The organism is Photorhabdus stackebrandtii (assembly GCF_011189495.1).
Taxonomy (GTDB): Bacteria; Pseudomonadota; Gammaproteobacteria; order Enterobacterales; family Enterobacteriaceae; genus Photorhabdus; species Photorhabdus khanii.
This window is the reverse complement of sequence record NZ_PUJV01000017.1, coordinates 66,558-91,339: the sequence shown is the minus strand read 5'-3', so window position 1 is coordinate 91,339 and position 24,782 is coordinate 66,558. Positions and strand designations below refer to the sequence as shown.

Here is a 24,782-nt window from a genome sequence, read left to right as displayed (position 1 = left end):
TTTGACAAACTGACGTTTGGTGTGAGCAGACGATTCCAGCGTTCGAGTGAATAAGGTCATAAAAGATCGGCGTTTAACAGAAAGAACACCGATCTTAATGGATAACATGAGCTTTTGCGACACCCTCGCACTGGGCGAGGGTTTACGGCGGGTCTTACTAAATTGACCCCGTTATTTAAACCCCATTTGTCTCATATCTAATATTTAGACATATATATGCAGGGGTTATTACCTAATCGATGGTAGGTGCGTTCTTTATCGATATCGTTAACGCGATTGTGATTAAACTTTATTTACTGTTGCCAGTATTCCCGGCAGTGCAGGGGTAAATTAGAGTACTGCACCAGCTATTTATTTGGTGCAGTATTGTCGTTGTGTTTCGCTTATAGTTCCATACATTCAAAATCGTAAAATAGGGTTAGCAACGATGAAGCTTTTTAACGCTCTGGGGTTTCGTTGGGACCGGTCTGCGGTTCCTCTTATTGTTCCGATTCATTCTATTGAGCGGGTATGTTTCCGTTTTCACCGGATGCTACCAGAATTCGTTTGGGATGCCAGCGTGCTTGAAGGTAATCCTTTTACTTTCCCAGAAGTGAAGACATTATTGGACGGTGTAACCGTCGGTGGTAGGAAGGTTTCCGACCAGGAACAAGTCCTGAATCTCGCAGAAAGTTCCAAGCGATTGTTATTTATGGTGAAAAAAGGTCAATTTGAGTTGACCAAAGCTACATTTACTGAACTTCACAGCATAGTTGCCCGCAACGAAGCCTTGGAATGGGGACAGTTCCGTGGAGAAGGGCAAGAGGAGAATTACACTCCAGATGTCAGTTTGGGTGAGTATGGTCGGCATACTCCGTTACCTACTGTACCCGGCGCGCCAGAATTGAACCATGTTTTTCAAGAAGGTGTTGCCTTACTGAATGAGTGTCAGCCTTTCGAAAAGGGGGCCGCATTCTTCCTTTTCGGTGCGCTACAGCAATTCTTCTTTGACGGTAATAAACGTACTTCCCGTTTCATGATGAACGGTATTTTAATGTCAAATGGCATAGATGCTATCAGCGTGCCTGCGGCGAAAATACATGAGTTCAACGAAAAGATGGTGCGCTTCTACCTGAGCAAAGATGCCACTGAGATGATGATATTCCTTGTGGATTGCCACCCGGAAGCAGAGCAAATTCGAGCGGTGAATACACGAAATTAACGATCACAGCGCCTAGCTTGTTTGGGATTTGTCCCGATATGTTTTCAGTCATGCATTATCATAATGTGTGCGTTCAGGTAACCAATGTTCAATCCATAGCTTCAAAACAACTTAATCCAAGCGATATAGAAAAGTACCTTTGGGTGCTTTTTTGTATCTATTTTCTCTTGTAACAGCCTGCTCCATCAGCTTATTTTCGCCTTTACCGCTGAGGAGCGTCTCAACAGCGCACAGTGAATATGATTAGTTAATCTATTAAGTATTATTTTGTTATTTCAGGCCATTAACCAATGGTTGAGAAAAATATAATAATTCAACCTATCTATTATTCATTTGGAATCTCATCACTCCCGCTTTCTACGAAATAGTTTTGGATGTAAATCCTAAAAAAATAACTCACTTTTTTATAAACAGAAAATATATTACGCCATCCTTGGTGATTTTTATTCTTTGCTTTACATTTAATACTTAGTAAATTAAGTTACATATTCATGTATTAATAAGAGTAGCCATAAAGATGTACATCCTCCCTAAATTCTGTGGTTCAAGCCTCATAATTTTAATTTTTACTCTTTATCGATAAAAATAATCTGAAATCAACTACCAAAAAATCAATTTAGCATTAACCTAAAGTTATCAGCCGATAACTTTTTTCTATTATATTATTCATCAAATGTTGGGGCTAAACATCTATTCTGTAAACACTGGCAGCGGAAGCTGATAAAGCAACTGATTAATCATAAATAGGCTGGAAATATCTTTATCAGTGAAGCAGAAAAACAAGCATTAGGGGAGAAAGTAGTAAACCGTTGAATACAAATAGTACAGGAATGGAGATTCCATTCCTGATGATGGTGATTTAATTGGGTCTAACACTCAATTAAATCAGATGACAAATTCTCATTTATTTCTCTAAGTGAGATATATTAGTTCCGCTATCTTGGACATGATCATCAAAAATAATAATAAAACTGTTATTTGAAGCAGGATATGATTTTTCAATACCTCGCTGTATTACTGAAAATACAAAACCATGCGTATCGGATAGATCCCACACCTTTACATCTTCACAATCAAGATCTAAATATTCTTCTCTACCCGCCTCTCCACATTTATTAACTGAAACTTTAACCGGTTCAGTTGAGAGATTTTTAACATAAATCATAAATCCTCCACTATATCAATAATAAATAATTTAATTTAATTCAATGACATAAGGACAGCAATTAAATTAATAAAACTAGTGCAATAATAAAATTTTTTAGACAGATGGTATAGAATATAAAGAAGAGATATCTCTACCGTTATTTACAACTGAGTTATCATAAATAATTATGTAGCCATTTGATTTTATTGAATACAACATTGTGACACTAATCCTTACGTGCTACTGCCATTAAAAAACCGCGCCCATCTGATCTATCCCATTGAGCCACCTCTCCTGTATTAATTTCAATATATTCGTCATTACCTTCTTCACTACTCCATTTACTAATTGCAACTTTAACCACAGTCTCTGAAAGACTTTTGACATAAATCATATTAAACTCTCCATTATATCAACGTAGATTTATTTAGCTCTAATTTAAAAATACCCTAATATGTACCATAATGAAATATAAGTATAGATAAAAAAACCAACAAAACTACTATTATTTGCGTGACCTCCATCAAGGTTTTATACTTCGAAAAGAAAATATTTAAAATTACATTCATTGAGTTAATAGAAACATTTACTATTTAAACTTAGTAACTCAATATTGCATTGATGTAAAGACAATAACTTTCATTAATATATTAATGAGAATTTCCTATCGTAGATTTATATCTATCCCAGTTTTAACCTTCGAGCATAACGTTGTGCTAATACCGCACACACCATCAACTGAATTTGATAAAAAAGTGGCGGATTCGACTAATAAGTACAGTTTTTCAGAAGGGTGGTCAGTTGCTTATTATGTGAATCTACCAACCATTTATATTTTCTGGGGATGTTTTTTAACGCTGGTGCTAATTTAGGAATAATTGTAATTATATTTTGCATTCCTTTGGAAATAATACATTGCCAATTAAACGGAATAATTAAAAGAAAGCTCTGTAGCAGAGCATCTTAATTATGGGATAAAACCAGATCTCCGTATTTTTGGCGGCGTTGAGAAACGACAAGTCCGCGCCGACATATTCTCAATCACGCATTACTATAATGTGTCCGTTCCGGTAACCAGCGTTCAATTAGGGCGCGGGCATGTTCCGGGTAATGCTGGTGAATATGCCGGGCAATACGTTGTACTTCCGGCAACATTCCCTGATCTCTCAACAAATCAGCAACCTTAAATTCGGCATTCCCAGTTTGGCGCGTTCCTAATAGCTCCCCGGGACCACGAATTTCCAGATCTTTCTGCGCGATAACAAAACCATCATTGCTATCTCTTAACACTTGCAGACGTATTCTGGCGGTACTGCTTAAAGGAGTTTTGTAAAGTAAAACACAATGAGAAGCGATAGCCCCACGGCCAACTCGTCCACGTAATTGATGAAGTTGCGCCAATCCAAGTCGTTCTGGATTATCAATAACCATCAAACTGGCATTCGGCACATCCACACCAACTTCGATAACCGTCGTGGCAACCAGAAGCTGTAATTCTCCACGTTTGAAAGCCTCCATCACTTCCAGCTTTTCTGCGGCTTTCATTCGGCCATGTACCAACCCAACTTTTAATTCCGGCAAGGCGAGCGTCAATTCTTCACTGGTGACTTGCGCAGCTTGAGCTTCCAGCACATCGGAATCCTCAATCAGCGTACAGACCCAATAGGCTTGTCTGTTTTCATCAAGACAGGCGTTTCTGATCCGTTTGATCACCTCTTCACGGCGTGTATCCGGGATTGCAACCGTTGTGACCGGCGTTCTCCCCGGTGGCAGCTCATCAATAATAGAAGTATCAAGATCGGCATAAGCAGTCATCGCTAAGGTCCGGGGAATAGGTGTTGCGGTCATTATCAACTGGTGAGGATGAAAACCCTGTTCACGTCCTTTTTTCCACAAAGCCAGACGTTGATGCACACCAAACCGATGTTGCTCATCAATAATCACCAGCGCCAGACCGGAAAATTTAACCTGTTCCTGAAACATGGCATGTGTACCAACAATCATAGCGACCTGCCCGCTGGCAATGGCTTCTTGTTGTTTCTGACGTGCTTTCCCCTTTTGCTTACCTGCCAGCCAGCCGATCTGAATACCCAAAGGTTCCAGCCATTGCCGGAATGTATTTGCATGCTGTTCTGCCAGCAATTCAGTCGGTGCCATCAGGGCAACCTGTTTACCATGCGCAATGACCCGCAACGCAGCCAGCGCGGCAACCAGCGTTTTTCCCGAACCAACATCTCCCTGAATTAATCGCATCATCGGAACATCTTTTGCCAGATCTTGCTCAATTTCCGCTACAACCCGTTGCTGCGCGTTAGTTGGCGTAAATGGCAGACGATTAAAGAATTGCTGTTTTAACTCGTTTTCAGCCGGTAGCGACTGAGCGTGATGGCGTTGTGCGCCAGCTCTGACTGCTAACATACTCAAATGGTGAGCGAGAAGTTCTTCCAGAATGAGACGGCGATGCGCCGGATGTTTACCTGTTTCCAACTCTGCCAGCGCAATATCTGGTGGTGGGCGGTGCAGAGTATGCAAGGCTTGTGGCAGGCTGATCATGGAACGGCTTAGCTCTTCCGGCAGGAGTTCGTTAATCGCACAGGTATCAAGCAATGCCAGTGCCTGCTCAATCAGTTTACGAAGCGTCGCCTGACGAACACCTTCTGTTGTCGGGTAAATAGGGGTTAATGTCTCTTGGAGATGCACATTCCCGGCATAATTCTGAATCTTATACTCAGGATGGATAATTTCCGCGCCATGAATACCTTTTTTGATTTCACCGTAAGCAACAACCTGTTTCCCTTTTGCCAGATTGCTTTTCATTGCGGCGGTGAAGTTAAAAAAACGCAGTGTGAGCACACCGGTACCATCACTAATTTGGCAGGTCATCATCCGGCGGCGGCCAAAAATAACATTGGTATGGAGGATTTCGCCGGTGACTGTGGCATGGATACCCGGTAAAAGATCATTAATCGTATAAAGGCGGGTTTGGTCTTCATAACGAAGAGGGAAGTGCAGCAGCAGATCCTGCAAACTAATCAGCCCCATTTTTGCCAGTTTAGCTGCCTGACTTGCCCCGACGCCATGCAGGGAAGTCAAAGGGATGGCATCAAGCAGTTGGCCTTTCATACGATTTTTTTCTCCATTGATTGTGTGGCAGTCCATCATGTTTTACCGGGCAGGATCGGGCATGGTTTATCACCCATAATAATACAGACGGGTTTAACGTAATCAACGTAATCTTCCCCCTAATAACGGGTTGAAAATTATACTGATACACCGCGCTAACCTCCTGTAACAGTCAAGATCACATACTCTTATATATCAACTAAATTCAACAGCGTGATCTCATAGTGATAAAAAAATAATCAAAAAAAGGTGTTTAAATTCTACCTCTCATCTGTATAACCCTCTGTAGCCCCAGTGAACAACATGCCATTTGGGCAAATTAATGGTGTGTATTTTATCCTCGGGTTTTGTCTGTTCTTGGTTTGTGTCTCGGAATTGAGGGCGGGTTTGTCAGGGGATAATAGCTGGGTTGTGCTATCAATATATTTGGGAGAAATAATCATGGGCCAAAGAAAATATCTGACGCAGTCAGAAGTGGAAAGCCTGTTGGAAATGGCGAAAGTCGGCGCTAATCCAGAGCGGAACTACTGTTTGGTGTACATGAGTTTTATCCACGGCTTTCGCGTCAGCGAAGCCAGACATCTACGGTTATCTGATATGGAATTGAAAGAGCGATGCCTGTATATCCGGCGGCTAAAAGGAGGATTTTGCACTAACCATCCTCTGTTGCTCCGTGAAGTTCGGGCGATTAAGGCATGGCTCAAAGTGCGCAAAACTTTTTTGGGGGCAGAGAGTGATTGGTTGTTCTTGTCACGTTCTGGGAAGCCGCTTACGCGTCAGCGGATTTACCAGATTATTAGTCGATTAGGGCAATTGGCGAATATTGCTGTCGTTTCGCATCCGCATATGTTGCGCCATGCCTGTGGTTTTGCCCTTGCAGACCGGGGAGTGGATACCCGGCTGATACAAGATTACCTTGGACATAAAAACATTCGTCACACTGTGCGTTATACAGCGAGTAATGCTGAACGTTTTCAAGGAGTTTGGGGTGTGAAAGGTAAGCGTTGATCGTTACATTTAGGACCATTTTGACAATCAAGATAGACTTGCCATAGAACTATACTGAAAATTTTCTAATAAAAAAAGATACAGAATTGTATATCTTTGTAAAGCAATATGTATCTACCACAATTGCACCAAAATAACTCAATTTGTTTACTTTCAACGCACGCAAACTCCAGTCTCTCAAGCCCCTTGCTTGAAGTTGTTGATCTTATTTTTCGGATTCAACAACAAAATATCCTTAAATTTTGATGATTGTCGTTAAGTTGTTTCAGTAATGATGCATTTTCATACAAAAATACCACAATGTATCTCAATTGTCAAAATGGTCCTAAGTGACAAATTTATGTACACCTAAGTGTTGCTGTTTATCAGCAAATAGTATGTAAAGTTAAGTATGATTTTTGTTCGATACTTAAGTAAGGTTAATCAAATGAAAAAGATATTAAAGATAAGCGTCGTGGCGGCGTTGGTTTTAGGGGTAGTTTCGGCTGCTTCGGCAGCAGATGAAGCGCAGCACGTGAAGAAGAATACCGAGGTAACGATTACAGGTTCGGTCGTGGCTGCGACGTGTGATGTAACCAGCCCCAATGCAAACGGGAAAGTGGATTTGGGGAACGCTTCGGCAGGCGCATTTGAAGCTGGCACTTTTGGGGGTCAAACAAGCATCGCATCGTATGTTGGTACGGCTCCTAGATTAATTACTGTCTCTCTTATTAACTGTGATGACCAGAATACCGATGCAAACAAAATTCAACTGCGGGTATCAGGAAAAACATTGGATGGATCGAATAACACCATCTTTAATGACAGTGAAAAAGGTAAGAATGTAGGTGCAATACTAACTTATGGGAATGGCACTAAAAAGGAAGTTGTCCCAAACAATGGCTATGTCCTTCTGAAAGGCGCTGCTGCGGCTGGTACAGGTGCCAAAGGTAAAGACTTTGATGGTTATTCTGTAACATTCTCTGCGTATATGGCATCAACAGTCCTTAAGCCAGAATCAGGTCAGGATATTAACGCTCCAATCACCTTCTCCTATGCATATAACTAAGTTTATGTTGTTTCAGCCTGAGGGGTGCTTCCTCAGGCTCTTTCGATAAAAAATCTTAGATGATTGATGATGCCTTTTATTAGGCAACTACTGGCTGGTTGAGCCAAGATATGAGAAACAAAAGATGATCAGTAAACTCCGACTTCCTAACATCATAGTAAAAAGTCTTGTATTTGCCGCGTTTTTGTTCGCGTCACAGAGTCAGGCTGAAGGCGGATTTGGCATCAATGCTACACGCATTATTTTTTTACAGGATAAAGCTGAAGCAACAGTCTCGGTGCGCAATACGACAACTAATATCCCTTATCTGGTGACAACTAAAATCACCAGCACCGTTGATGGCAAGGGTAAAACACCGTTTTTCGTCTCACCGCCTTTATTTCGTCTCGATCCTAAAGGAAATAATGTCCTGCGCATCTTAGGTGATACCAGCAAATTGCCAACCGACCGGGAGAGTGTCTTTTATTTTACTGCTTCCGCTATTCCCAGAAGTAACCCTCTGGGCCAGCGCTTTGAAAGCGCTAAGATTTCGGGTGGGCTGGCCTATGCCATCGGCAATACCATCAAACTATTTTATCGGCCAACGGGGTTGGTGGGTACACCAGAGCTGGCATACAAAGCGCTGCGCTTTACCCATGCTCCCGGGGGCGTTCAAGTCAGCAACAATTCGCCTTATCACATCAGTTTTACGCAGATCAAAGTTGATGGGGTGCCGGTGAAGTTTTCTGACAGTCATCCGCAAATGTTGGCACCTTTCAGCACCCATGTTTATCCCGCTCAGAACAATCAGAACAAAAAGAAAGTGGAATGGGCGGTGATCAACGATCTCGGCGGTGGAGAGAACTTCAATGGCACAGTCCAGTAGAGCCACTATTTCAGCGACTAACAGGATCTGTGTTCAGCGTATACAGAGATACCTGAGTTACCTAGGCATGGGTGGGGTTCTGTGGCTCTCTTCTGGTCCCTTGTGGGCAGCGAATTCTGCCGGGGCCACATTTAAGGCTGAAATTACTCAAGGCACGTGTGATGTTATTGTGGACAGCAATAATATCGAGCTGGGCATAGTGCAGTTTGCAGACTTGGTATTAGGAAAAGTTAACAGGGAAACTCAGATTACGCTGAGAAATTGCACGAGTGTGGTCAATAGAAACAGTATTACTCCCACGATTACCGTTACCGGAAATCATGTTGGTACGAATGATAAGAGCTTGTTTCGTGATAAAGGAGCAGATGAAAAAAACGAAGCTTCAACGGCAGTGGGCATCACTGTGCAATTGAAGAAGTTTAGTGGAACAGAATGGTCCCCAGATTTAAAGGACGGTGAACCTTTTCATCTGGCTAATAAAGGCACAATCGTAAACGATAAAACGCCTACTGTGCCGGTGAAATTTTCACTGGTATGTGCTTTGGCAGGCGGGCAGACGGTAGCGGTCTGCAAAAAGGCAGGAAAAATCAAGGCTACGCTGACGTTTACGTTTAATTATCGTTGATGTATCGGCATTGCAGCGTGATATCGCGTTAACAGAAGAGTGATAGGGTTAATTTGAGGTGAGCACGATGTTTGGGACAGCGACAGAACAAAAAAAAAGCAGGCTGAATGACCCGTCGACCTTCCTGACCAAGGGTAGAAACCCGGTATTGCAGGTTGTGATGCGCTGCTTCTGCTGGAGTTCTGTAATGGTTCTGCTGTTCCTGGCAAGCAGCGTCATGGCTGATGACCCCAAGCCCAAGACCGAGCCCAAGTACCCAGCGACGATCACGAGTGGGGTAAACGTACAGCTGCGTGTAAGTGTTTATCCTGATCCTTGTGACATAGAGATCGGTGGTGGTGATATGAAGGGTTCGGAGCTGAATTTTGGTTCCCTGCTGGCGGCGGAGTTTAGTCATGAAGGGAATGTATCAGCCCCCAAGTCATTTAAGCTGAAATTAACGAATTGTGGCGATCCGGGGAGTCTCGGCCTTATACCCAAGATCACTGTATCTGGAAATACCATCGACGCTGAACATGGTGTGATATTTAGTGATCCTAGTTCCGGTGATTCTGGTACCTCTGAGGGGCTGGGGTTTATTATTTTAATCGAAGAAAATGAGAAGAAGAAAATAGGGCTGAATGATCAGTTGTCAATCAATCATCAGGAAATGGAGTTCCCGTTCCAGGTTGAATTTGATGAGGGCAGTGCTGAGATGTATGTAATGGTAGCAATCGCACGTGGAATAGATAGTAAGGTTATTCAACCCGGGACGCTGATTGCGCACGTCACATTTACATATTCTTATCAGTGAGGTGTGATTTATCACGGATGATAAAAATTGGGAGAGGCGGAAAGAGTTAGATGAAAACGAAAAATAGCAATCTTATAAACAGTGAATTAATGACATATCACAGCAGGGCAAAATATGTGTTGCTTTTCATGATGCTGATTGGATGGACCATCGGTTGTGTGACGACTTTTCCAGTGCAGGCGGATACGGATACGGAGCGTACAATCAATTTCAGAGGCATGTTATTGCCTCCGACCTGTGTGTTGAGTGTGAATGGGTCCAGCTTTGCCGGGTTTTATAATGATGGTTTCGCTCCGGTCTATGCCAGTGAACTCAGAAATAGCAAATATATCGCAAGAGATCCCGTGGAACTGAACTTTATGTTTAGTGACTGTGATCTAGGCGAATCAAAACCCGCTTTCTACATATGGAGTGATGTGCCTGCCATAACAGATCGGGAGCTTTTCATGCCTGATGACAGTGATGTTGTTAACAACAGTACTAAAGGAGTAGGGGTTAGGTTATTCGACGAGGGAACTAGCAAGTTTGTAGAGGTAAGGAAGGGGACTGATCCGTATAGGGTAGACCTCTCAGACAGTGTAAAAGGAAATGGTGGGAAATTGGAGGGAACAATGAGGAGGTTCAGGGCGTATGTGGGAGGTCTGGGCGATACAAATAATCCAGTAACCTGCAAAACAGAGAGTAACGATACCAATGTATTATGCGGAGGAGTTGCGGATGTGAAGATACATTTTGAGTTTGTGTATCAGTAGATGGCGTTAAGCCGGGTGTATTCAAGGGATTTTGTCTGATTCTCTGAGATGAAGTGGGATATATGAAAAAGATGATAGTCATGGGAATGCTGGCGATATGGGCGGTTATGGCATCGTCACCAGCACATGCGGGTCTTATGTTGAGGAAGACACGTATTATTTATCATCAGGGCGACAAGGTGCAAAGCATGTCATTGCAGAATTCAGGCGATGAGGTGTATCTAATACAAGCTGCTGTGACTCCGGGAGATAACTCAAATACCCGTTCATCGGAGTTTACCGTGTTGCCTCCGTTGTTTCGCATGGAGGGTAATAGCTTGAACGTGATGCGTGTTATACGTACTGGTGGTGATTTCCCAGCTGATCGAGAGTCTCTGTTTCGTTTTCGTATTAATGCGATCCCGGCGAAGAAAACACTAGATGAGAGCAAGGCCAATGGCAATGGAAAACCAGGAGAGATTGGAGCATCTCTGTCTATTGCGCTGGGGATGAATATTAAACTTATCTACCGGCCAGATAAGCTGCCGATGACACCGGAGCAGGCCTATGGCCGACTGACATTTATACGAGCAGGCAATACTGTCGTAGTGACTAACCCAACACCGTATTACCAGACTTTTGCCCAATTGAAACTTGATGGCAAGGCAGTAGATCTTAACAAAGCCCCGTCAATGTTGGCCCCTTTCGGCCAGATGACTTTTTCCTTGGCAGGTACGGCGGGAAGTAAAGTGACATGGTCGATGATCACCGATGCCGGTGGAGTGAGTAGACTACAGAGCGGTACGTTACGGGCCGACTAAGTATGTTTTTATATTTTGAAATTGGAAGAGCATGACATGGTGGAGCGTAATATTTCAATAAAACAGATCGTTATAACTGTGTCATGTGTTCTGGCAATAATATTACCGGTATTGCCGCTCAGGGCAGCAGAGAGTCTGAAGGGGTTGTATCTCGATGACGCTCGTGTGATTTATCCTGAATCATCCAGCAACGGAGTCTCTTCGACACTCATTAATAACAGCGACAACAATTATCTCATTCAGTCAATCGTACGAGAACTAAACCCAGAGACCGGTTTACCGCTGGGGGTTAAGGCACCATTTATCGTTATTCCGCCGATTGCGAAGGTGGGGGCAGATGAACGGCAGGTGCTGAAAATCCTTCGTACTGGTGGGGTTTTGCCGAAAGATCGAGAATCTCTGTTCTTTCTGAATCTGCTTATGTTGCCTTCTGAGAAACAATTACCAGTATCTAAAGATGACTCTGGCAAGATGAGAATGGTGACAGCTCTGGCGGTGAAATTGTTCTACCGTCCTGAAGGGTTACCAGAAAAGGGGGTTGCCGGTGCGGTGAAACAGTTAAGTGCGTCAGTAAAAGAGGATGTCGTGATGCTGTCTAATCCGTCACCGTTTTGGATAACGTTGCAGACTTTGCATGTAAGTTCGTTTGCCGTACCGGGCAAGGATTTGTTTAGGATGGTGCCACCCTTTGGTCAGCAGAGCTGGTCGCTGCCGGCGGGTAAAGTGTCTCCTGGTAGTCATGTCACTGTATCGTGGCGTGCTATTGATGAGTTTGGGTTAGACACTGATGAAGAGAGTAGATCTATTGCCGTATCCGGCAGTGGTCAATAGCGATGTTGCAAGATATCGACAGAATAGATATGAGCAATGAACCTCTATATGTTAAATAAGAGATGGCAATTAAGAATGAAAGTGTTGATTCCGGCAATAAGCCGTCGTTCAAAACGGCCGTCTACTTGTTGTCGTTGTGTAAATCAAGGTATTTTTACTTCTCTTACCCTATCAAAGCACCAAATGGGGGGGTCTCTCGTTTTTTGTCGGGTGATGCTGGCATTTCTGACGGGATGGAGCGCTCAGGCAACAGCGCGTGATTATTTTGATCCGGCTTTATTGGACTTTGGTTCGAATTCCGGTCAACCGGTAGACTTATCACAGTTTGAGACCGTAGGAGGTCAGGCGCCGGGAACTTACCGTGTTGATATCTACGTGAATGGTACTTTTTTTGATACGCGTGATATTACGTTCCAGCGTCATAGCGAGGGTAATGCCGAGCTGACGCCGGTACTTACCCCAGATTTGTTGGAAGCGGCTGGTGTTAATATCAGCGGTATACCAGCATTGAAAGCATTGCCGGTGGATAAGCCGATAGAGAGTCCGTTGGGTAAATTGATTCCCCAAGCGGCGGCCCGCTTGAACTTTTCCCAGATGCAGCTGAATGTGAGCGTACCCCAAATAGCGATGAAGCCTTCAACGAATGGCCTGGTTGATCCGAAGTTATGGCAGGAGGGCATTCCGGCTTTTTTACTGAACTACAGCATCAATGGCAGCCAGAATCAGCGCTCACAATTTGGTAATAAACAGACTAATCAGAGTCTGTTCGGTAGCTTCAATTCTAGATTGAATCTGGGGGCCTGGCGTCTTCGTAATACGGCTACTTATTCTTATAACACTCAAACTTATAACCGGTATGACTCATTCAATGACGCAGTGAAAAAAACAACCGAATCCCAGCAACGTTGGAACTTTCAGCAAACCTATTTGCAGCGGGACGTGGTGGCGTTACGCAGTGATCTGACGATAGGGGATACCTCGACCGGTAGTGTGGCAGGTCAGGTGTTTGATGGTTTTCCTTATCGTGGTATTGGGCTTGCCACCAGTGACCCGATGATGCCCGGCAGGCTGAGTGGTTTTGCGCCGATTATCAGTGGGATAGCTAAATCTAATGCTCAGATTACGGTGACGCAGAATGGCAGTGTGATTTATCAAACCAACGTGGCACCCGGTCCATTTCGTATCACAGACTTGGTGGGCAGCAGTGTCGGGGGAGACTTACAGGTAACGATAACTGAGGCCGATGGTACTCATCATGGGTTCACTCAGGCCTATTCCAGTCTGCCTATGATGTTGCGGCAGGGGCAATTCAAGTACGAAGTGGCAGCCGGGCGTTATTACAGTAGTGGATATGGCAGCGGCATACGTAAGCCGGTGTTTGGTATGGCCTCGATGATTTACGGTCTGCCTGGTAACGTCACGTTATACGGTGGTGGCCTGGTGGCGCAATCGTACCAATCTGCGGCGCTGGGAACTGGGCTCTCTCTGGGTATGATGGGGGCATTATCTGCGGATATCACGACTTCCCGGACCCGGTTACAAAATACGCCTGACATCCTGCGTGGGGAATCTTACCGCGCTAAATATTCGAAAAGTATGCTGACCACTGGCACGACAGTGGATTTAACCGCGTACCGCTATTCCACACGTAATTACCTGAGTTTTTCGGATGCGAATACTCAAGGCTACAGTGTTTGGGGAGAACTCCCTTCTTGGATGTCTGAGCGGCGACGCAGTAGTTGGCAGATGCGACTGAGCCAGTCATTGCCCGGTAACTATTCTCTGTGGCTCAGTGGTCAGCGGGATAACTACTGGGGAAGCTCTAAAACTAACACCACACTATCGATGGGATTGAATGGTTCTTTCTACCGTGTGGGCTGGGGGCTTAATTACAGCATTGATCGCATGCGCGGTAACGGTGACTGGCCTGAGAACCGGCAAATTTCGTTGAACGTAAACGTTCCACTGAGTCTGTTTGGCTCCTATGCGGCGCTGAATAATGCGTATGCTAATTATAGTTTTTCCCGTGATAGTACGGGACGCAGTAATAACCAGTTGGGCATAGGCGGATCGGTGCTGGATGATAATAGTCTGTCTTGGAACGTATCGCAGAGTCAGGCGAATAAAGGGAGAGGGCGCAGCGGGTCAGTGTCAATGGGATATCTTGGTTCCTTTGGGCAAGCCAACTTGGGATACAACTACGATTCATGGGGGGGACGTGGTGTGAACTACGGGTTTAGTGGAGGACTGATTGCACATCAGCATGGCGTTACTTTGGCATCGCGTATTGGTGATGCTGCTGTATTAGTGCGGACATCGGGGGTTGCAGGTATTCGTGTGATGAATTCCAGTTCGGTGACTACTAATCGCTGGGGATATGCGGTTGTGCCTTATGCCCAGACGTACAGCCGTAATAGTATCAGTTTAGATCCGTCATCGCTGCCGGAAGGGGCTGACATGGCACAGGGTAGCAAGAACGTATTCCCGACGAGTGGCGCGGTTGTGATGGTGGATTACCCCGTGCGTATTGGGCAGCAGTTGCTGATGAATTTGACCTATAACGGTAAGCCCGTGCCGTTTGGGGCAATGGCGGGGCTTAAAGGGGATACAGACACAAATCTGGCCGCGATAGTCGGGGAGGGTGGACAAGTGTACCTGAGTGGTATGCCACCCAGCGGGGTACTGAAAGTGAAGTGGGGCAGTACACCGGACAGGCAGTGCGAGGTGGCGTTTAACCTGGGGCCTCCTCCGGTAAAGGCGAAGGCAGATAAAAGCTGGAACCCAATGAGGCAATTGAACGAAACCTGTCGTTAAGATGAGGCAATGTGTTGTGGCTCTGCACTGACAATCTAATGTGGAAAACCATAATTATTAGGAAGAGGACCCTCTGAAAGGCGGATGTAATCTGGTCGGGATGGGGTGTATCAACGAATGAAAATTTCTAACAGGACAACTGGGAAGTTACTCCCGGTTGGGCGGCCGATGAAGACGAATAAGACATTTATTAACAAGATAAAACAGGATATGAGTTGGATGGTGGTTCATTGTCGCTGGTGGCCGATGCCGATATGGGTGGGGATGATATGCCTATCCGTGGGTATCTTTTCTTCTCCCACACTGTTCGCCGCGCCGACAATAAATTGGAATGCTGATCGCGCCATTGAAGCTCTGGGGCCTGCTCGAAAGGTAAAGTGGAGTGACGGAATAATCACTTATCCGGCAACGGGTAAAGCGACCTTAAAAGATGTGTTTCCAACACTGTCTATGAAGTGGGGTAGTAGTAAAACGTTGGATCAGGTCAAGTTCCAGATCAAAGCAGGGCACGGGGAAATTTTTAAAGTCCCGAGAGTGGTTTCAGGCAGTTACGAATGCTCAATTGAAGCCAAATTTACAAATGGTCGTCCAGGAGTAGCCATTGTACACCTTACGGTGAGCCTTAATAAGCCATATCCAGATGCAAATTATTCTGAACTATCAACGCTCAAAGCGAGAACTACTGGTAATCAGGATGATGAAAGTGTAGCAAAGGCAAAACTAAGTGACCTTTCTTTTAATGTGTCTTGTCAAGGGGTAGATTTTTCATGGGAGCGAAAGGCCGATGAAAAAGTTGAATTCGAAACCCAGAATGTTAATGCACCTGTGGGTATTTTAATTGATGGAGGGGATTTTATGTGGTGGTCTAGACCAATTCTTCCGACTATCAAAGACCCTGTAACAGTGATGTCCCCTCCGGCTTGTATTTTTGAAAGTGAGTCTAGTAATAATTTTGATTTCGGAGAGATTCGCCGGGAGCCGTCGGACGCGATATTCCCAATAGAGTTACACCGGAAAACGGTAGGTATATATGATCTATTGATAAGTGTTGCATGCAATACACCCAATGAGGAAGATACAGGCGTAGCCATTGTGAATTTTTCTACCGAGCATCTAGGTGTTGATGGTAAAAGTATAGTGATGGACACCACTACGAAGACTGGTGGTAAGGACTTCGGTAACGCGTTGGAGATAAAAGTGTTGCCGCGAGTTCTAGGCATACAGACTAAGCTTGTAGGCGGCAACCAGATTGGTCAGCCAGTAACATTTGGTTCTGCGGCTGACCCTAAAAGTGTGCTGGTTTTTACTGTAGATGCTAAGTCAGCCGTGAAAAAAACTAAAAATAATGTAGTGTATTATTCTCATCATTCTCTCAACAGGTTTTTTGTGCAGCTTTGGCAAACGAAGGCGATAGACCCCAAGCTTTCTGGTGAGTTCAAAACGTCTATGACGGCAACTCTAGTCGTGAAATAACGCTGCGCTGGCAAGGTATTTAAATATGGCATGGTGGCTTAGCCGCCATAGGTACTTCGTCTCAATAAATCACACTATTTCATTTCTCATGTGGTAACAAATTGACCAGTTAGTCACCAGTGGAGAGTAAAATGACAACCAATGTTAATGATTCAATGCTGCTTCAGATAAGCGGCAGCCAGACCGATTTGCCTGGAGGTCAGACTATTACCGGCAAACAAAGTAATCATGGGGATTTTCGGCTGCCAGCCTGTTTGTCTCATTTGAAGGATACACCGTTGTACATGGCAGTCGCGTATTGGGGATTATTGAAGGGGCGCGGATTTACCAAAAGTGAAATCAGCCAGGTGTTCCGAGTGACAGAACGCCGGGCAACAGATGTGATGAATTATATCTACAATGAGCGACGTGATGTGATCGCCTGTGAAAAAGTCTTCTTTCGTGAGAAACAGGGAAGTCGTCGACTGATGCTGATTGTTACGGCAGTCGTTGAACCTATGCCCCAGAAGGGTCAGGCGGCGGTAACGAAAACGGTGAAGTCGACGCGCTCCCGGACATCATCACAAGCTAATCACATGCGTACTTGGTTTTTGCAGCGGGCTTGTGGTCCGTTTATCTCCTGAGTTGTATCACTCATGTGGTTATCTGGCGGGACATGATGGAAGACGGGTTTTATCGGTTCTGTGTGTGATGCCTTATGGGGGGCTGATAAGTCGGATGGTACTGGCTATCGGGATCATATTGTTGGCCGTCTGTGGGTTTTTATTGGGCAACAAAATTCGCTACTCGCGGTATCCCCGTATGCTGTTAGCGTATTGGTGCCGAACATGGATCTTACCACTGTTATTTATCGCTATCGGGCTGGTATTGATGTTTGGTGTAGGTGGGGAGGGTTGGTTAGACCGCATACTGGATGAGGTTGATTCAGTATTGATTGGTTTGTTCTTTGATAACCAGGATGATATGCCGCCAGCCCCATATCCGGCGACGTCATCGCCGGTAGATAGCGCTGCTGGCTGTTGACCTGCTGATTTGCACGGGCTATCCGGTTTAGTTTCTGTTACGACTGACTCGCATCACATCCGGCATGATCCGGATTTTGCGCATAATATTCGCTAACTGAATACGGTCTTTAGTCGTGAGCCGGATAAAAGCACAGTAAACCCGGCCGTCTTTCTCTTCGGTATTCATACTCTGAATATTGGAATTGGCTGCATTAATGGCGGCGGTTAAATTTGCCAGCGCCCCTTGATGGTTAAACATGTCCACTTTTATTTCGGCGGTGAAATCGTTATTGATCTCTTGATCCCACTCGACGGCCATAAATTTTTCGGGTTCTTTCTGATAACCACGGATATTACGGCAAGACTCATGGTGGATAACCAACCCTTTGCCGGGGCTGATATGGGCGATGATAGGGTCACCGGGGATGGGTCGGCAACATTTGGCAAACGTAATCAGCACACCGTCAGCGCCTTTGATGGGTAATTTACGGGCACCATTGTTGTGATAGGTATTGGTGGTATTTTCTGGCGGCGCGCCTAGCAAATTACGGGCGACGACGATACTCATGGTATTGCCAAGCCCGATTTCAGCCAGTAGATCGTCTATTGTCGAGAGTTTCATTCTCGTCAATTCTTTATTGATACTTTCCGGCGGAATATCAACCAGTTTCTTCCCACTACCCAACGCGTGATTTAACAGACGGCGGCCTAGCCCAATGGAGTCTTCTCGTTTAAGGTTTTTTAGCAACTGACGAATTTTAGCGCGGGCTTTTGAACTGACGACAAAGTTCAGCCAGGCCGCATTTGGGCGAGCGCCCGGCGCAGTAATGATCTCAACCGTTTGACCGCTGGTAAGCGGTTGAGATAATGGGTACGGTTGGCGATCAACTCGCGAGCCAACACAGGCGTGACCAATATCGGTGTGTACGGCATAAGCAAAATCGACCGGGGTGGCACCGGCAGGTAATTCCACAATGCGCCCTTTCGGGGTAAAAACGTAAATCTCATCAGGAAACAGATCAGATTTAACGCTTTCGATAAATTCAAAAGAGCTACCGGCACTTTGCTGTAATTCCAGCAGACTTTGCATCCAGCGCTGAGCACGGACTTGTGCGGCTGTACCGGATTCACCCTGCTCTTTGTAAGCCCAGTGCGCTGCGACGCCCATTTCCGCCATTTGATCCATATCCTCGGTGCGGATCTGGACCTCAACTGGCACGCCGTGAGGGCCAATCAGGGAAGTATGCAAGGATTGATAGCCGTTAGCTTTAGGGATGGCAATGTAGTCTTTGACTCTGCCCGGACGGGGTTTATATAGGCTGTGCATCCGCCCCAAAACCCGATAACAGATATCAACATTGTTAACGATGACCCGAAAAGCATAGATATCCATAATTGAATGAAAACGTTGCTCTTTGAGGTGCATTTTCCGATAGATAGAATAGAGATGTTTTTCCCTACCGCTGACTTTGCACTCGATATTTGCTTCAGCCAGCCTGCCTGCGATTTCAGACAAAATTTTCTGGATCATCTCCTTACGGTTACCTCGGGCCGCTTTTACCACTTCTTTGATAACCCGGTAGCGGTTAGGGTGAAGGGCTTCAAACCCTAGCTCTTCTAACTCCGTTTTCAGATGATGGATACCCAAACGATGGGCTAAGGGACTGTAGATCTCTAACGTTTCCCGGGCGATACGGCGGCGCTTATCTGGGCGTAACGCGCCGAGCGTGCGCATATTGTGGGTACGGTCTGCCAGTTTGATCAAAATGACGCGGATATCCTGCACCATTGCCATGACCATTTTGCGGAAATTTTCCGCTTGTGCCTCTTTTTTATCGCGGAAATTCAGCTTATCAAGTTTGGAAACCCCTTCGACTAACCCGGCAACCACAGGGCCGAAAGGCTGGGCGATATCCTGAAAGGTGGCGGGCGTGTCTTCAATAACATCATGCAACAAGGCGGCCATCAGCGTTTCATGGTCGAGACGCATCTCGGCCAAAATACAGGCAACTGCGACAGGATGAGTAATGTAAGGCTCACCGCTGGTACGGGTTTGCCCTTCATGGGCATCCCGCGCAACAGTGTAAGCCTGCTTGAGGAGCTCAATCTGAGCCCCGGGCAGGTATTTTTGGGCAAGCTGATTCAGGCTTTCGAACAGATACAAGGCAGACCTACCGTAGATTAACGACGACTTTCCGCGATAGCAGAAACTGCCTGCATTTCTGCGGCTTCCTGCTCTTGTTGTTCCTGGCGTTCACGCACGTCCAGAATTTTACCGTTGATCAGGCCCTCTTCCACTTCACGCAGAGCGATAACCGTGACTTTATCGTTCTCTTCAGCAACCAGAGGATCTTTACCACCTGTTTGCAGTTGACGTGCTCGACGAGCGGCGACCAACACCAGGTCAAAACGGTTACCAATTTTTTCTACAGCGTCTTGAACAGTTACGCGTGCCATATGTGTGCGACTCCACAGGTAAAGAAATGACTGGGCATCATACTGAAACTTGGTTCAGTCTGCCAATAATTTGCTGATTAAAGCATCATGCCGTTGTGCCTGGCGCTCCCGATGCAGGCGTTCTGAACGGATGATGGTGTGCAGATCGGCCAATGCAGTATTGAAATCATCATTAACGATTAAATAATCATACTCGTTATAGTGAACCATTTCTGCAACGGCTTGATCCATGCGTTTTTCAATAATATCTTCACTATCCTGCCCTCGACCGCGCAGACGGCGACAGAGCTCTTCTTTTGACGGCGGCAGGATAAAAATGCTGCGGGCAGAGGGCATTTGTTTGCGGATCTGCTGCGCTCCTTGCCAATCGATATCAAGAAAAACATCAACGCCACTGGCAAGGGTGTCTTCAATCACTTTTCGGGATGTGCCGTAATAATTACCGAAAACACGGGCGTGTTCCAGAAATTCATGGTTACTGATCATCTGACGAAAGACTTCTTCCGTGACAAAGAAATAGTGCTCACCCTGATTTTCACCGGGACGCATTGCACGTGTGGTATGGGAAACAGAAACCTGAGTATCATACAGAGGTTGAGTCTTTAACAAAGCCTGAATCAGGCTTGATTTACCCGCTCCGCTTGGCGCAGAGACAATATATAACGTGCCTTGGATCATGGTGGTATCTTGGTTGATTGGATAATAATTAAATAAAGCAGAATAAAATTCTTATAATAGTATACACGTACCCATTCACACATGTCGCGTTGCCGATGCATTTCCGCCGAAATTTTCTTAGGGGAAAAATTGCCAATGGATATTTTGTATCGCCAAGGGGTTGACTTCTTTAGTTAAAATTTTGCTCTATGTATTATCACAACTGTTGTTGAATGAAACAAAAATGTTGTATTTGCTGTTTTATGTGTCATCATCGCTTGGTCGAAAAGGAGGCATGGATGAAATACAGTGAGTTCCGCCGATGGCTAATTTCTCAAGGAGTTTTAATTGAGAAGGCTAGAGGTGGAGGAAGCCACCGCAAGGTATCCATAAACGGTAAATCGTCGGTTTTCCCCGATCATGGTTCCAAAGAAATTCCGGAACCATTGAGAAAGAAAATAATGAAGGATCTGGGGCTTTAAATTTCAAGGGAGGTACTATGTTTAATTATCCCATAAAGCTGGAATATGACGAAGAAACGGGAAGTTATGTGGCTAGTTGTCGAGATCTTCCCTTATTCAACTCGGTAGGTGACTCAGTCGATGAAGCGCTTCTCGAATCTATTGATGGGTTGATTACGGCTATTTCTATAGAAATAGGCGAACGTCGGCCTATACCTGAAGCATCAGTGTTGGAGGAAGGTGAATACGTCGTCAGTCTTCCTATTCTCGTGGTAATGAAAGTGGCATTGCATAATGCAATGATAGAAACAGGAACACGCAAAGCAGATCTTGCGCGTCGGTTGGGGCAAAAGGGGCCACAGATTGATAGGCTTCTTGATGTTGAACATTCATCAAAGGTTGAAATAGTTGAACTGGCTTTGCATCAGTTAAATAGAAAGCTGGATATAGCAGTTCATACTGCATGACATCATTAATTTAAGAAGCACTATAATATCTGACGCATTGAGATGAAAAAGCGCGTTATTTTGAGCGTTTTTACTGTCTTAAAAGGGCAGTGCTAACCGCGGCAAGGCCCGATTACGTCTGGCGGCAGTCCATGAGCGGGCGGATCTGGCAATGCCCTTTCTGTCGAGTCGAACATGACCGCGATATCAATGCGGCGATCAACATCCAGCGCAAGGGCATAACAGCATTACAGGCGGCGGGACTTGTCGTTTCTGCCCACGGAGGCCAGCGTAAATCCGTCATAAAGACGGTTGCGGCCTGAGAAGTGGGAAGCCTCGCTGTTTTTTTACGGCGGGGAGCAGTCACCGGGTTACAATGAAAGAGTATGGCTTAATCGGCAATTAATCGTATTCACCATGTGCTTTAATATCCCCGCCTCCCCAGCCAACTCGTTTGCCATTTGTTCGCAAAGCCGTAAAGGCGCTCCCCGATGAGTCTACGCTGACAATATCCTGCAATTTAGCGATTTCGGGTGGAACAAACCCACCGGTACTTGGCTTCCCCCAGGCAACGACACTACGGTCCGCCCGCAGGGCCGCGAAAGCAGAATTTGTTGCACTCAGGCCGACGATATCGTTCAGTTGAGCAATATCGAGTGGGAGTATGCCACCATTATCTATATTTCCCCAAGCAACGACACTACGGTTTGCCCGTAAGGCCGAGAAAGCAGAATTTGTCGAACTTAGGCTGACAATATCATTCAGCCGAGCAATTTTTGATGGGACATCATTCTTATCACTCCTTCCCCAAACAACAACGCTGCGGTTTGCCCGTAGGGCAGCGAAAGCATCATCATTTGCACTTAAACTGACAATATCATTCAGCTGAGCAATGTCTGATGGGACATTACCGCTATAACCCCCTCCCCAGGCAACAACGCTGCGGTTTGCCCGTAGGGCAGCGAAAGCATCATTATTTGCACTTAAACTGACAATATCATTCAGCTGAGCCATGTCTGATGGGACATAATTATAACTACCGGCCCAAGCAATAACGCTGCGGTCGGCTCGCAAGGCGACGAAACTATCATATGCTGAACTTAAACTGACAATATCGTTCAGTTGAGCAATATCAGGTGGGAGTTCGCCACTGTAGTACTCATTGCTCCAAGTAACGACGCTACGGTCGGCTCGCAAGGCGACAAAGGAGTATTGTGTGGTACTTAAACTGACAATATCGTTCAGTTGAGCAATATCAGGTGGGGTTTTGCCATCGTAGAACTCATCCCCCCAATTAACGACGCTACGGTCGGCTCGCAAGGCGGCAAAGGCGTATTGTGTGGCACTTAAACTGACAATATCGTTCAGTTCAGCAATCTCAGGTGGGATTTTGCCACCGTAGCGCGCATCTCCCCAGGCAACGACGCTGAGGTCGGCTCGCAAGGCGGCGAAAGCACCACTTGTTGCACTTAAACTGACAATATCGCTCAGTTGAGCAATTTCAGGTGGGATTTCGCCACCGTAGCGCGTATCCCCCCAGGCAACGATATGGCCATTCTGTAATAATATGGCGGTTCCAAAGTCATTAGAGTCTATGACGTCATTGCTACCATAGCTGATAGTTTTTCTTCCAGATCGTTGTTTGATAAAAGTGTCTTTGGTCTCTGTGCTGAATGAGAACTCGTTATGTTGATTCATATCACTCTCCTGATAGGCTGTGTCGGATTTATTTGTAGGAATTCTGCGCCGCAAAACCTATTTCTTCCCCATCAAACTGGGTTTCTGCTTAAAGGGTGTAAGCACCTGTATTGCGGTATTTGATTTGCTGGCGGTCAGCGTAGTGTGTTAATCCGTTCATAACAGGTGAAGAGATTATGAGGATTAACTCAATTTTCAGGCCAGCATCTCTCCTGCTAAAAAACACATTTACTGATTAATCGTATTCACCATGTGCTTTGGTATCTCCTCCTCCCCAACCTACACTGCGGCCATCTGCTCGCAAGGCTGCAAATGCAGAGTGTGATGCACTCAGGCTAACGATATCCTTCAACTTAGCAATTTCCGGTGGCACATAACCACCGCGACTTGGTTGTCCCCAGGCAACGACGCTGCCATCTGCCCGCAGAGCTGCGAAAGCACAATCTGCTGCACTCAGGCTGACGATATCGTTCAGTTGAGCAATCTTAAGTGGTAATGTTCCGCCAATGTCCATATCTCCCCAGGCAACCACACTGCGGTCGGCTCGCAAGGCGGCAAAGGCATACGGTGTGGCACTTAAACTGACAATATCCTTTAATGCGGCAATTTCGGGTGGAACCACTATTCCCCACCAGGAAACGACGCTGTGGTCTGCCCGTAGGGCGGCGGCATAATTATAATTGGTAGTTATGCTAACGATATCTTGTAATTTGGCGATTTCTGGCGGGATAATTTCCACACCCCAAGAGACAACGCTGCCGTTCGCTCGTAGGGCCACGAAAGTATTATTTGTTGAACTTAGGCTGACAATATCCTTTAATGCGGCAATTTCGGGTGGGGTTGGCAAAAAATCCAATCCCCAGGAGACGACGCTGCCATCTGCCCGTAAGGCGGCAAAAGATTGCTCTGTTGCGCTTAGGCTGATGATATTGTGTAGCGATAATCCACACATTCTTGGCAGAGCCGTGTTTAAAAAATCCACTGCTCCCCAAGAGACTATGCTGCCGTCCGCCCGCAGGCCCGTGAAAACATCTCTTATTGGAATTGAACTCACGCTGACAATATTCTTCATCTTATCCACTGATGCTGAGGGGAGTAGGCCATTGATGAATGGACCCTAGGTAGACACGCGGCCATCTGCCTGCAAGGCTGCAAATGCAGAGTGTGTTGCGCTTAGGCTGACGATACCTTGCGATTCGGCAAATTCGGCAATTGATGGCGGGACTTCCTGTGTATCATACCGGGTTTTTCCCCAAGTGATCACTCTGCCATTTTGCAATAACATGGCGGTTTTCAATTTAATAGAAATGTTATTTGCCGGTAACGAATCGTCTGCCAATTCAATAGAGACGATGGAGGTATTGCCACCAGAGTTACTTTCTCTTCCTGATTTTAGGTTTTGCTTGATAAAACGATCACCGGTAGCCATGTTTGATGAGAGATGGTCATTTTGGTTCATATTGGCTCTCCTAAATAAGGTTAATATTGGGTTTGCTTTTACCTATAAGATAAAATCGGTTTATCGCGAGTTAAGCTAGATTTATATTGCTACTGGATAACATTACCTGTTATTTGAATA

The 24,782-nt window shown here is 45.5% G+C and carries 25 protein-coding genes and 1 pseudogene; 17 read left to right on the top strand and 9 right to left on the bottom strand.

The window, feature by feature from the left end:
- Positions 1-427 precede the first annotated feature (427 nt).
- Complete coding sequence (locus C5470_RS14780; RefSeq protein WP_166290304.1) at positions 428-1,201, top strand: Fic family protein; 774 nt, start codon at positions 428-430, stop codon at positions 1,199-1,201.
- Between the two features lie 904 nt (positions 1,202-2,105).
- Here the strand turns inward: C5470_RS14780 and C5470_RS14775 are convergent.
- From C5470_RS14775 to recG, 3 genes are all read right to left on the bottom strand, one after another.
- Positions 2,106-2,366 (bottom strand): hypothetical protein, encoded by a 261-nt coding sequence (locus C5470_RS14775; RefSeq protein ID WP_166290302.1) that lies wholly within the window; start codon positions 2,364-2,366, stop codon positions 2,106-2,108.
- Between the two features lie 208 nt (positions 2,367-2,574).
- Positions 2,575-2,742, bottom strand: a complete 168-nt coding sequence (locus C5470_RS22885; RefSeq protein WP_242688027.1) for a hypothetical protein — start codon at positions 2,740-2,742, stop codon at positions 2,575-2,577.
- Between the two features lie 647 nt (positions 2,743-3,389).
- Positions 3,390-5,471 carry an ATP-dependent DNA helicase RecG gene (gene recG, locus C5470_RS14765; protein WP_166290300.1) on the bottom strand — a complete coding sequence of 694 codons (2,082 nt, stop codon included), beginning with the start codon at positions 5,469-5,471 and terminating at the stop codon, positions 3,390-3,392.
- A 441-nt stretch (positions 5,472-5,912) separates the two neighbouring features.
- Between recG and C5470_RS14760 the strand changes: the two genes are divergently transcribed.
- From C5470_RS14760 to C5470_RS14705, 12 genes are all read left to right on the top strand, one after another.
- Positions 5,913-6,479 (top strand): tyrosine-type DNA invertase, encoded by a 567-nt coding sequence (locus tag C5470_RS14760; RefSeq protein ID WP_036846205.1) that lies wholly within the window; start codon positions 5,913-5,915, stop codon positions 6,477-6,479.
- 427 nt (positions 6,480-6,906) lie between these two features.
- Positions 6,907-7,527 (top strand): fimbrial protein, encoded by a 621-nt coding sequence (locus C5470_RS14755; RefSeq protein ID WP_166290298.1) that lies wholly within the window; start codon positions 6,907-6,909, stop codon positions 7,525-7,527.
- Positions 7,528-7,651: 124 nt separating this feature from the next.
- Positions 7,652-8,392: a fimbrial biogenesis chaperone gene (locus C5470_RS14750; protein WP_166290296.1), complete on the top strand. Its 741-nt coding sequence runs from the start codon at positions 7,652-7,654 to the stop codon at positions 8,390-8,392.
- Positions 8,376-9,017, top strand: coding sequence for a fimbrial protein (locus tag C5470_RS14745; RefSeq protein WP_241826130.1), 642 nt, complete (start codon positions 8,376-8,378; stop codon positions 9,015-9,017). Before C5470_RS14750 ends, C5470_RS14745 begins: the two co-directional genes overlap by 17 nt.
- 67 nt (positions 9,018-9,084) lie before the next feature.
- Complete coding sequence (locus tag C5470_RS14740) at positions 9,085-9,810, top strand: fimbrial protein (protein ID WP_166290294.1); 726 nt, start codon at positions 9,085-9,087, stop codon at positions 9,808-9,810.
- A gap of 50 nt (positions 9,811-9,860) precedes the next feature.
- Positions 9,861-10,562, top strand: a complete 702-nt coding sequence (locus C5470_RS14735; RefSeq protein WP_166290292.1) for a fimbrial protein — start codon at positions 9,861-9,863, stop codon at positions 10,560-10,562.
- Positions 10,563-10,624: 62 nt separating this feature from the next.
- Positions 10,625-11,362 (top strand): fimbrial biogenesis chaperone, encoded by a 738-nt coding sequence (locus tag C5470_RS14730; RefSeq protein ID WP_228956793.1) that lies wholly within the window; start codon positions 10,625-10,627, stop codon positions 11,360-11,362.
- Between the two features lie 36 nt (positions 11,363-11,398).
- Positions 11,399-12,193 (top strand): fimbrial biogenesis chaperone, encoded by a 795-nt coding sequence (locus C5470_RS14725; RefSeq protein ID WP_112878905.1) that lies wholly within the window; start codon positions 11,399-11,401, stop codon positions 12,191-12,193.
- A 48-nt stretch (positions 12,194-12,241) separates the two neighbouring features.
- Entirely contained in the window at positions 12,242-15,007 is a 2,766-nt protein-coding gene (locus C5470_RS14720) for a fimbria/pilus outer membrane usher protein (protein WP_240003012.1), read from the top strand.
- Positions 15,008-15,175: 168 nt separating this feature from the next.
- On the top strand, positions 15,176-16,480 hold the full coding sequence (locus C5470_RS14715) for a hypothetical protein (RefSeq protein ID WP_166290290.1): 1,305 nt from the start codon (positions 15,176-15,178) through the stop codon (positions 16,478-16,480).
- A gap of 131 nt (positions 16,481-16,611) precedes the next feature.
- Positions 16,612-17,103 carry a CaiF/GrlA family transcriptional regulator gene (locus C5470_RS14710; protein WP_036846182.1) on the top strand — a complete coding sequence of 164 codons (492 nt, stop codon included), beginning with the start codon at positions 16,612-16,614 and terminating at the stop codon, positions 17,101-17,103.
- Positions 17,084-17,503 (top strand): hypothetical protein, encoded by a 420-nt coding sequence (locus tag C5470_RS14705; RefSeq protein ID WP_166290288.1) that lies wholly within the window; start codon positions 17,084-17,086, stop codon positions 17,501-17,503. Before C5470_RS14710 ends, C5470_RS14705 begins: the two co-directional genes overlap by 20 nt.
- A 27-nt stretch (positions 17,504-17,530) precedes the next feature.
- Here the strand turns inward: C5470_RS14705 and spoT are convergent, their stop codons facing one another.
- Genes spoT through gmk form a run of 3 tightly spaced genes read right to left on the bottom strand, consistent with a single transcriptional unit; the run spans position 17,531 to position 20,619 of the window.
- Positions 17,531-19,648, bottom strand: a complete 2,118-nt coding sequence (spoT, locus tag C5470_RS14700) for a bifunctional GTP diphosphokinase/guanosine-3',5'-bis pyrophosphate 3'-pyrophosphohydrolase (protein ID WP_036846176.1) — start codon at positions 19,646-19,648, stop codon at positions 17,531-17,533.
- 17 nt (positions 19,649-19,665) lie between these two features.
- Positions 19,666-19,941 carry a DNA-directed RNA polymerase subunit omega gene (rpoZ, locus tag C5470_RS14695; RefSeq protein ID WP_011144672.1) on the bottom strand — a complete coding sequence of 92 codons (276 nt, stop codon included), beginning with the start codon at positions 19,939-19,941 and terminating at the stop codon, positions 19,666-19,668.
- Positions 19,942-19,995: 54 nt separating this feature from the next.
- Positions 19,996-20,619, bottom strand: coding sequence for a guanylate kinase (gene gmk / locus C5470_RS14690; protein WP_036846173.1), 624 nt, complete (start codon positions 20,617-20,619; stop codon positions 19,996-19,998).
- 278 nt (positions 20,620-20,897) lie between these two features.
- Between gmk and C5470_RS14685 the strand changes: the two genes are divergently transcribed.
- The 3 genes and pseudogenes from C5470_RS14685 to C5470_RS14675 form a co-directional block, all read left to right on the top strand.
- Positions 20,898-21,080, top strand: coding sequence for a type II toxin-antitoxin system HicA family toxin (locus tag C5470_RS14685; RefSeq protein WP_036778383.1), 183 nt, complete (start codon positions 20,898-20,900; stop codon positions 21,078-21,080).
- A 17-nt stretch (positions 21,081-21,097) separates the two neighbouring features.
- Complete coding sequence (locus tag C5470_RS14680) at positions 21,098-21,526, top strand: type II toxin-antitoxin system HicB family antitoxin (protein ID WP_112878898.1); 429 nt, start codon at positions 21,098-21,100, stop codon at positions 21,524-21,526.
- A 140-nt stretch (positions 21,527-21,666) separates the two neighbouring features.
- Positions 21,667-21,828, top strand: a pseudogene (locus C5470_RS14675) (zinc ribbon domain-containing protein); the annotation flags it as partial.
- A 79-nt stretch (positions 21,829-21,907) separates the two neighbouring features.
- On the opposite strand, the gene C5470_RS14670 reads toward C5470_RS14675, so the two are convergent.
- Entirely contained in the window at positions 21,908-23,203 is a 1,296-nt protein-coding gene (locus C5470_RS14670) for an RCC1 domain-containing protein (protein WP_166290286.1), read from the bottom strand.
- Between the two features lie 19 nt (positions 23,204-23,222).
- Between C5470_RS14670 and C5470_RS23275 the strand changes: the two genes are divergently transcribed.
- Positions 23,223-23,354, top strand: a complete 132-nt coding sequence (locus tag C5470_RS23275; protein WP_278249192.1) for a hypothetical protein — start codon at positions 23,223-23,225, stop codon at positions 23,352-23,354.
- An 84-nt stretch (positions 23,355-23,438) separates the two neighbouring features.
- Here C5470_RS23275 and C5470_RS14665 read toward each other — a convergent pair whose 3' ends face one another.
- Positions 23,439-24,275, bottom strand: coding sequence for an RCC1 domain-containing protein (locus C5470_RS14665; protein ID WP_242688025.1), 837 nt, complete (start codon positions 24,273-24,275; stop codon positions 23,439-23,441).
- 45 nt (positions 24,276-24,320) lie between these two features.
- Positions 24,321-24,662: a hypothetical protein gene (locus C5470_RS22880; RefSeq protein ID WP_242688018.1), complete on the bottom strand. Its 342-nt coding sequence runs from the start codon at positions 24,660-24,662 to the stop codon at positions 24,321-24,323.
- Positions 24,663-24,782: the final 120 nt, after the last annotated feature.

Excerpts from the sequence above, each read along its gene's own strand:
- C5470_RS22885 (WP_242688027.1), bottom strand. The coding sequence starts at position 2,742 with ATGATTTATGTCAAAAGTCTTTCAGAGACTGTGGTTAAAGTTGCAATT.
- recG (WP_166290300.1), bottom strand. The coding sequence starts at position 5,471 with ATGAAAGGCCAACTGCTTGATGCCATCCCTTTGACTTCCCTGCATGGC.
- C5470_RS14710 (WP_036846182.1), top strand. The coding sequence starts at position 16,612 with ATGACAACCAATGTTAATGATTCAATGCTGCTTCAGATAAGCGGCAGC.
- C5470_RS14670 (WP_166290286.1), bottom strand. The coding sequence starts at position 23,203 with ATGAATCAACATAACGAGTTCTCATTCAGCACAGAGACCAAAGACACT.
- C5470_RS22880 (WP_242688018.1), bottom strand. The coding sequence starts at position 24,662 with ATGAACCAAAATGACCATCTCTCATCAAACATGGCTACCGGTGATCGT.
- C5470_RS14740 (WP_166290294.1), top strand. The coding sequence starts at position 9,085 with ATGTTTGGGACAGCGACAGAACAAAAAAAAAGCAGGCTGAATGACCCG.
- C5470_RS14720 (WP_240003012.1), top strand. The coding sequence starts at position 12,242 with ATGTTAAATAAGAGATGGCAATTAAGAATGAAAGTGTTGATTCCGGCA.
- C5470_RS14730 (WP_228956793.1), top strand. The coding sequence starts at position 10,625 with ATGAAAAAGATGATAGTCATGGGAATGCTGGCGATATGGGCGGTTATG.
- C5470_RS14745 (WP_241826130.1), top strand. The coding sequence starts at position 8,376 with ATGGCACAGTCCAGTAGAGCCACTATTTCAGCGACTAACAGGATCTGT.
- C5470_RS14685 (WP_036778383.1), top strand. The coding sequence starts at position 20,898 with ATGAAATACAGTGAGTTCCGCCGATGGCTAATTTCTCAAGGAGTTTTA.
- C5470_RS14735 (WP_166290292.1), top strand. The coding sequence starts at position 9,861 with ATGAAAACGAAAAATAGCAATCTTATAAACAGTGAATTAATGACATAT.
- C5470_RS14725 (WP_112878905.1), top strand. The coding sequence starts at position 11,399 with ATGGTGGAGCGTAATATTTCAATAAAACAGATCGTTATAACTGTGTCA.
- C5470_RS14665 (WP_242688025.1), bottom strand. The coding sequence starts at position 24,275 with ATGAAGAATATTGTCAGCGTGAGTTCAATTCCAATAAGAGATGTTTTC.
- gmk (WP_036846173.1), bottom strand. The coding sequence starts at position 20,619 with ATGATCCAAGGCACGTTATATATTGTCTCTGCGCCAAGCGGAGCGGGT.
- C5470_RS14715 (WP_166290290.1), top strand. The coding sequence starts at position 15,176 with ATGAAGACGAATAAGACATTTATTAACAAGATAAAACAGGATATGAGT.
- C5470_RS14755 (WP_166290298.1), top strand. The coding sequence starts at position 6,907 with ATGAAAAAGATATTAAAGATAAGCGTCGTGGCGGCGTTGGTTTTAGGG.
- C5470_RS14680 (WP_112878898.1), top strand. The coding sequence starts at position 21,098 with ATGTTTAATTATCCCATAAAGCTGGAATATGACGAAGAAACGGGAAGT.
- C5470_RS14760 (WP_036846205.1), top strand. The coding sequence starts at position 5,913 with ATGGGCCAAAGAAAATATCTGACGCAGTCAGAAGTGGAAAGCCTGTTG.
- rpoZ (WP_011144672.1), bottom strand. The coding sequence starts at position 19,941 with ATGGCACGCGTAACTGTTCAAGACGCTGTAGAAAAAATTGGTAACCGT.
- C5470_RS14780 (WP_166290304.1), top strand. The coding sequence starts at position 428 with ATGAAGCTTTTTAACGCTCTGGGGTTTCGTTGGGACCGGTCTGCGGTT.
- C5470_RS14775 (WP_166290302.1), bottom strand. The coding sequence starts at position 2,366 with ATGATTTATGTTAAAAATCTCTCAACTGAACCGGTTAAAGTTTCAGTT.
- C5470_RS14750 (WP_166290296.1), top strand. The coding sequence starts at position 7,652 with ATGATCAGTAAACTCCGACTTCCTAACATCATAGTAAAAAGTCTTGTA.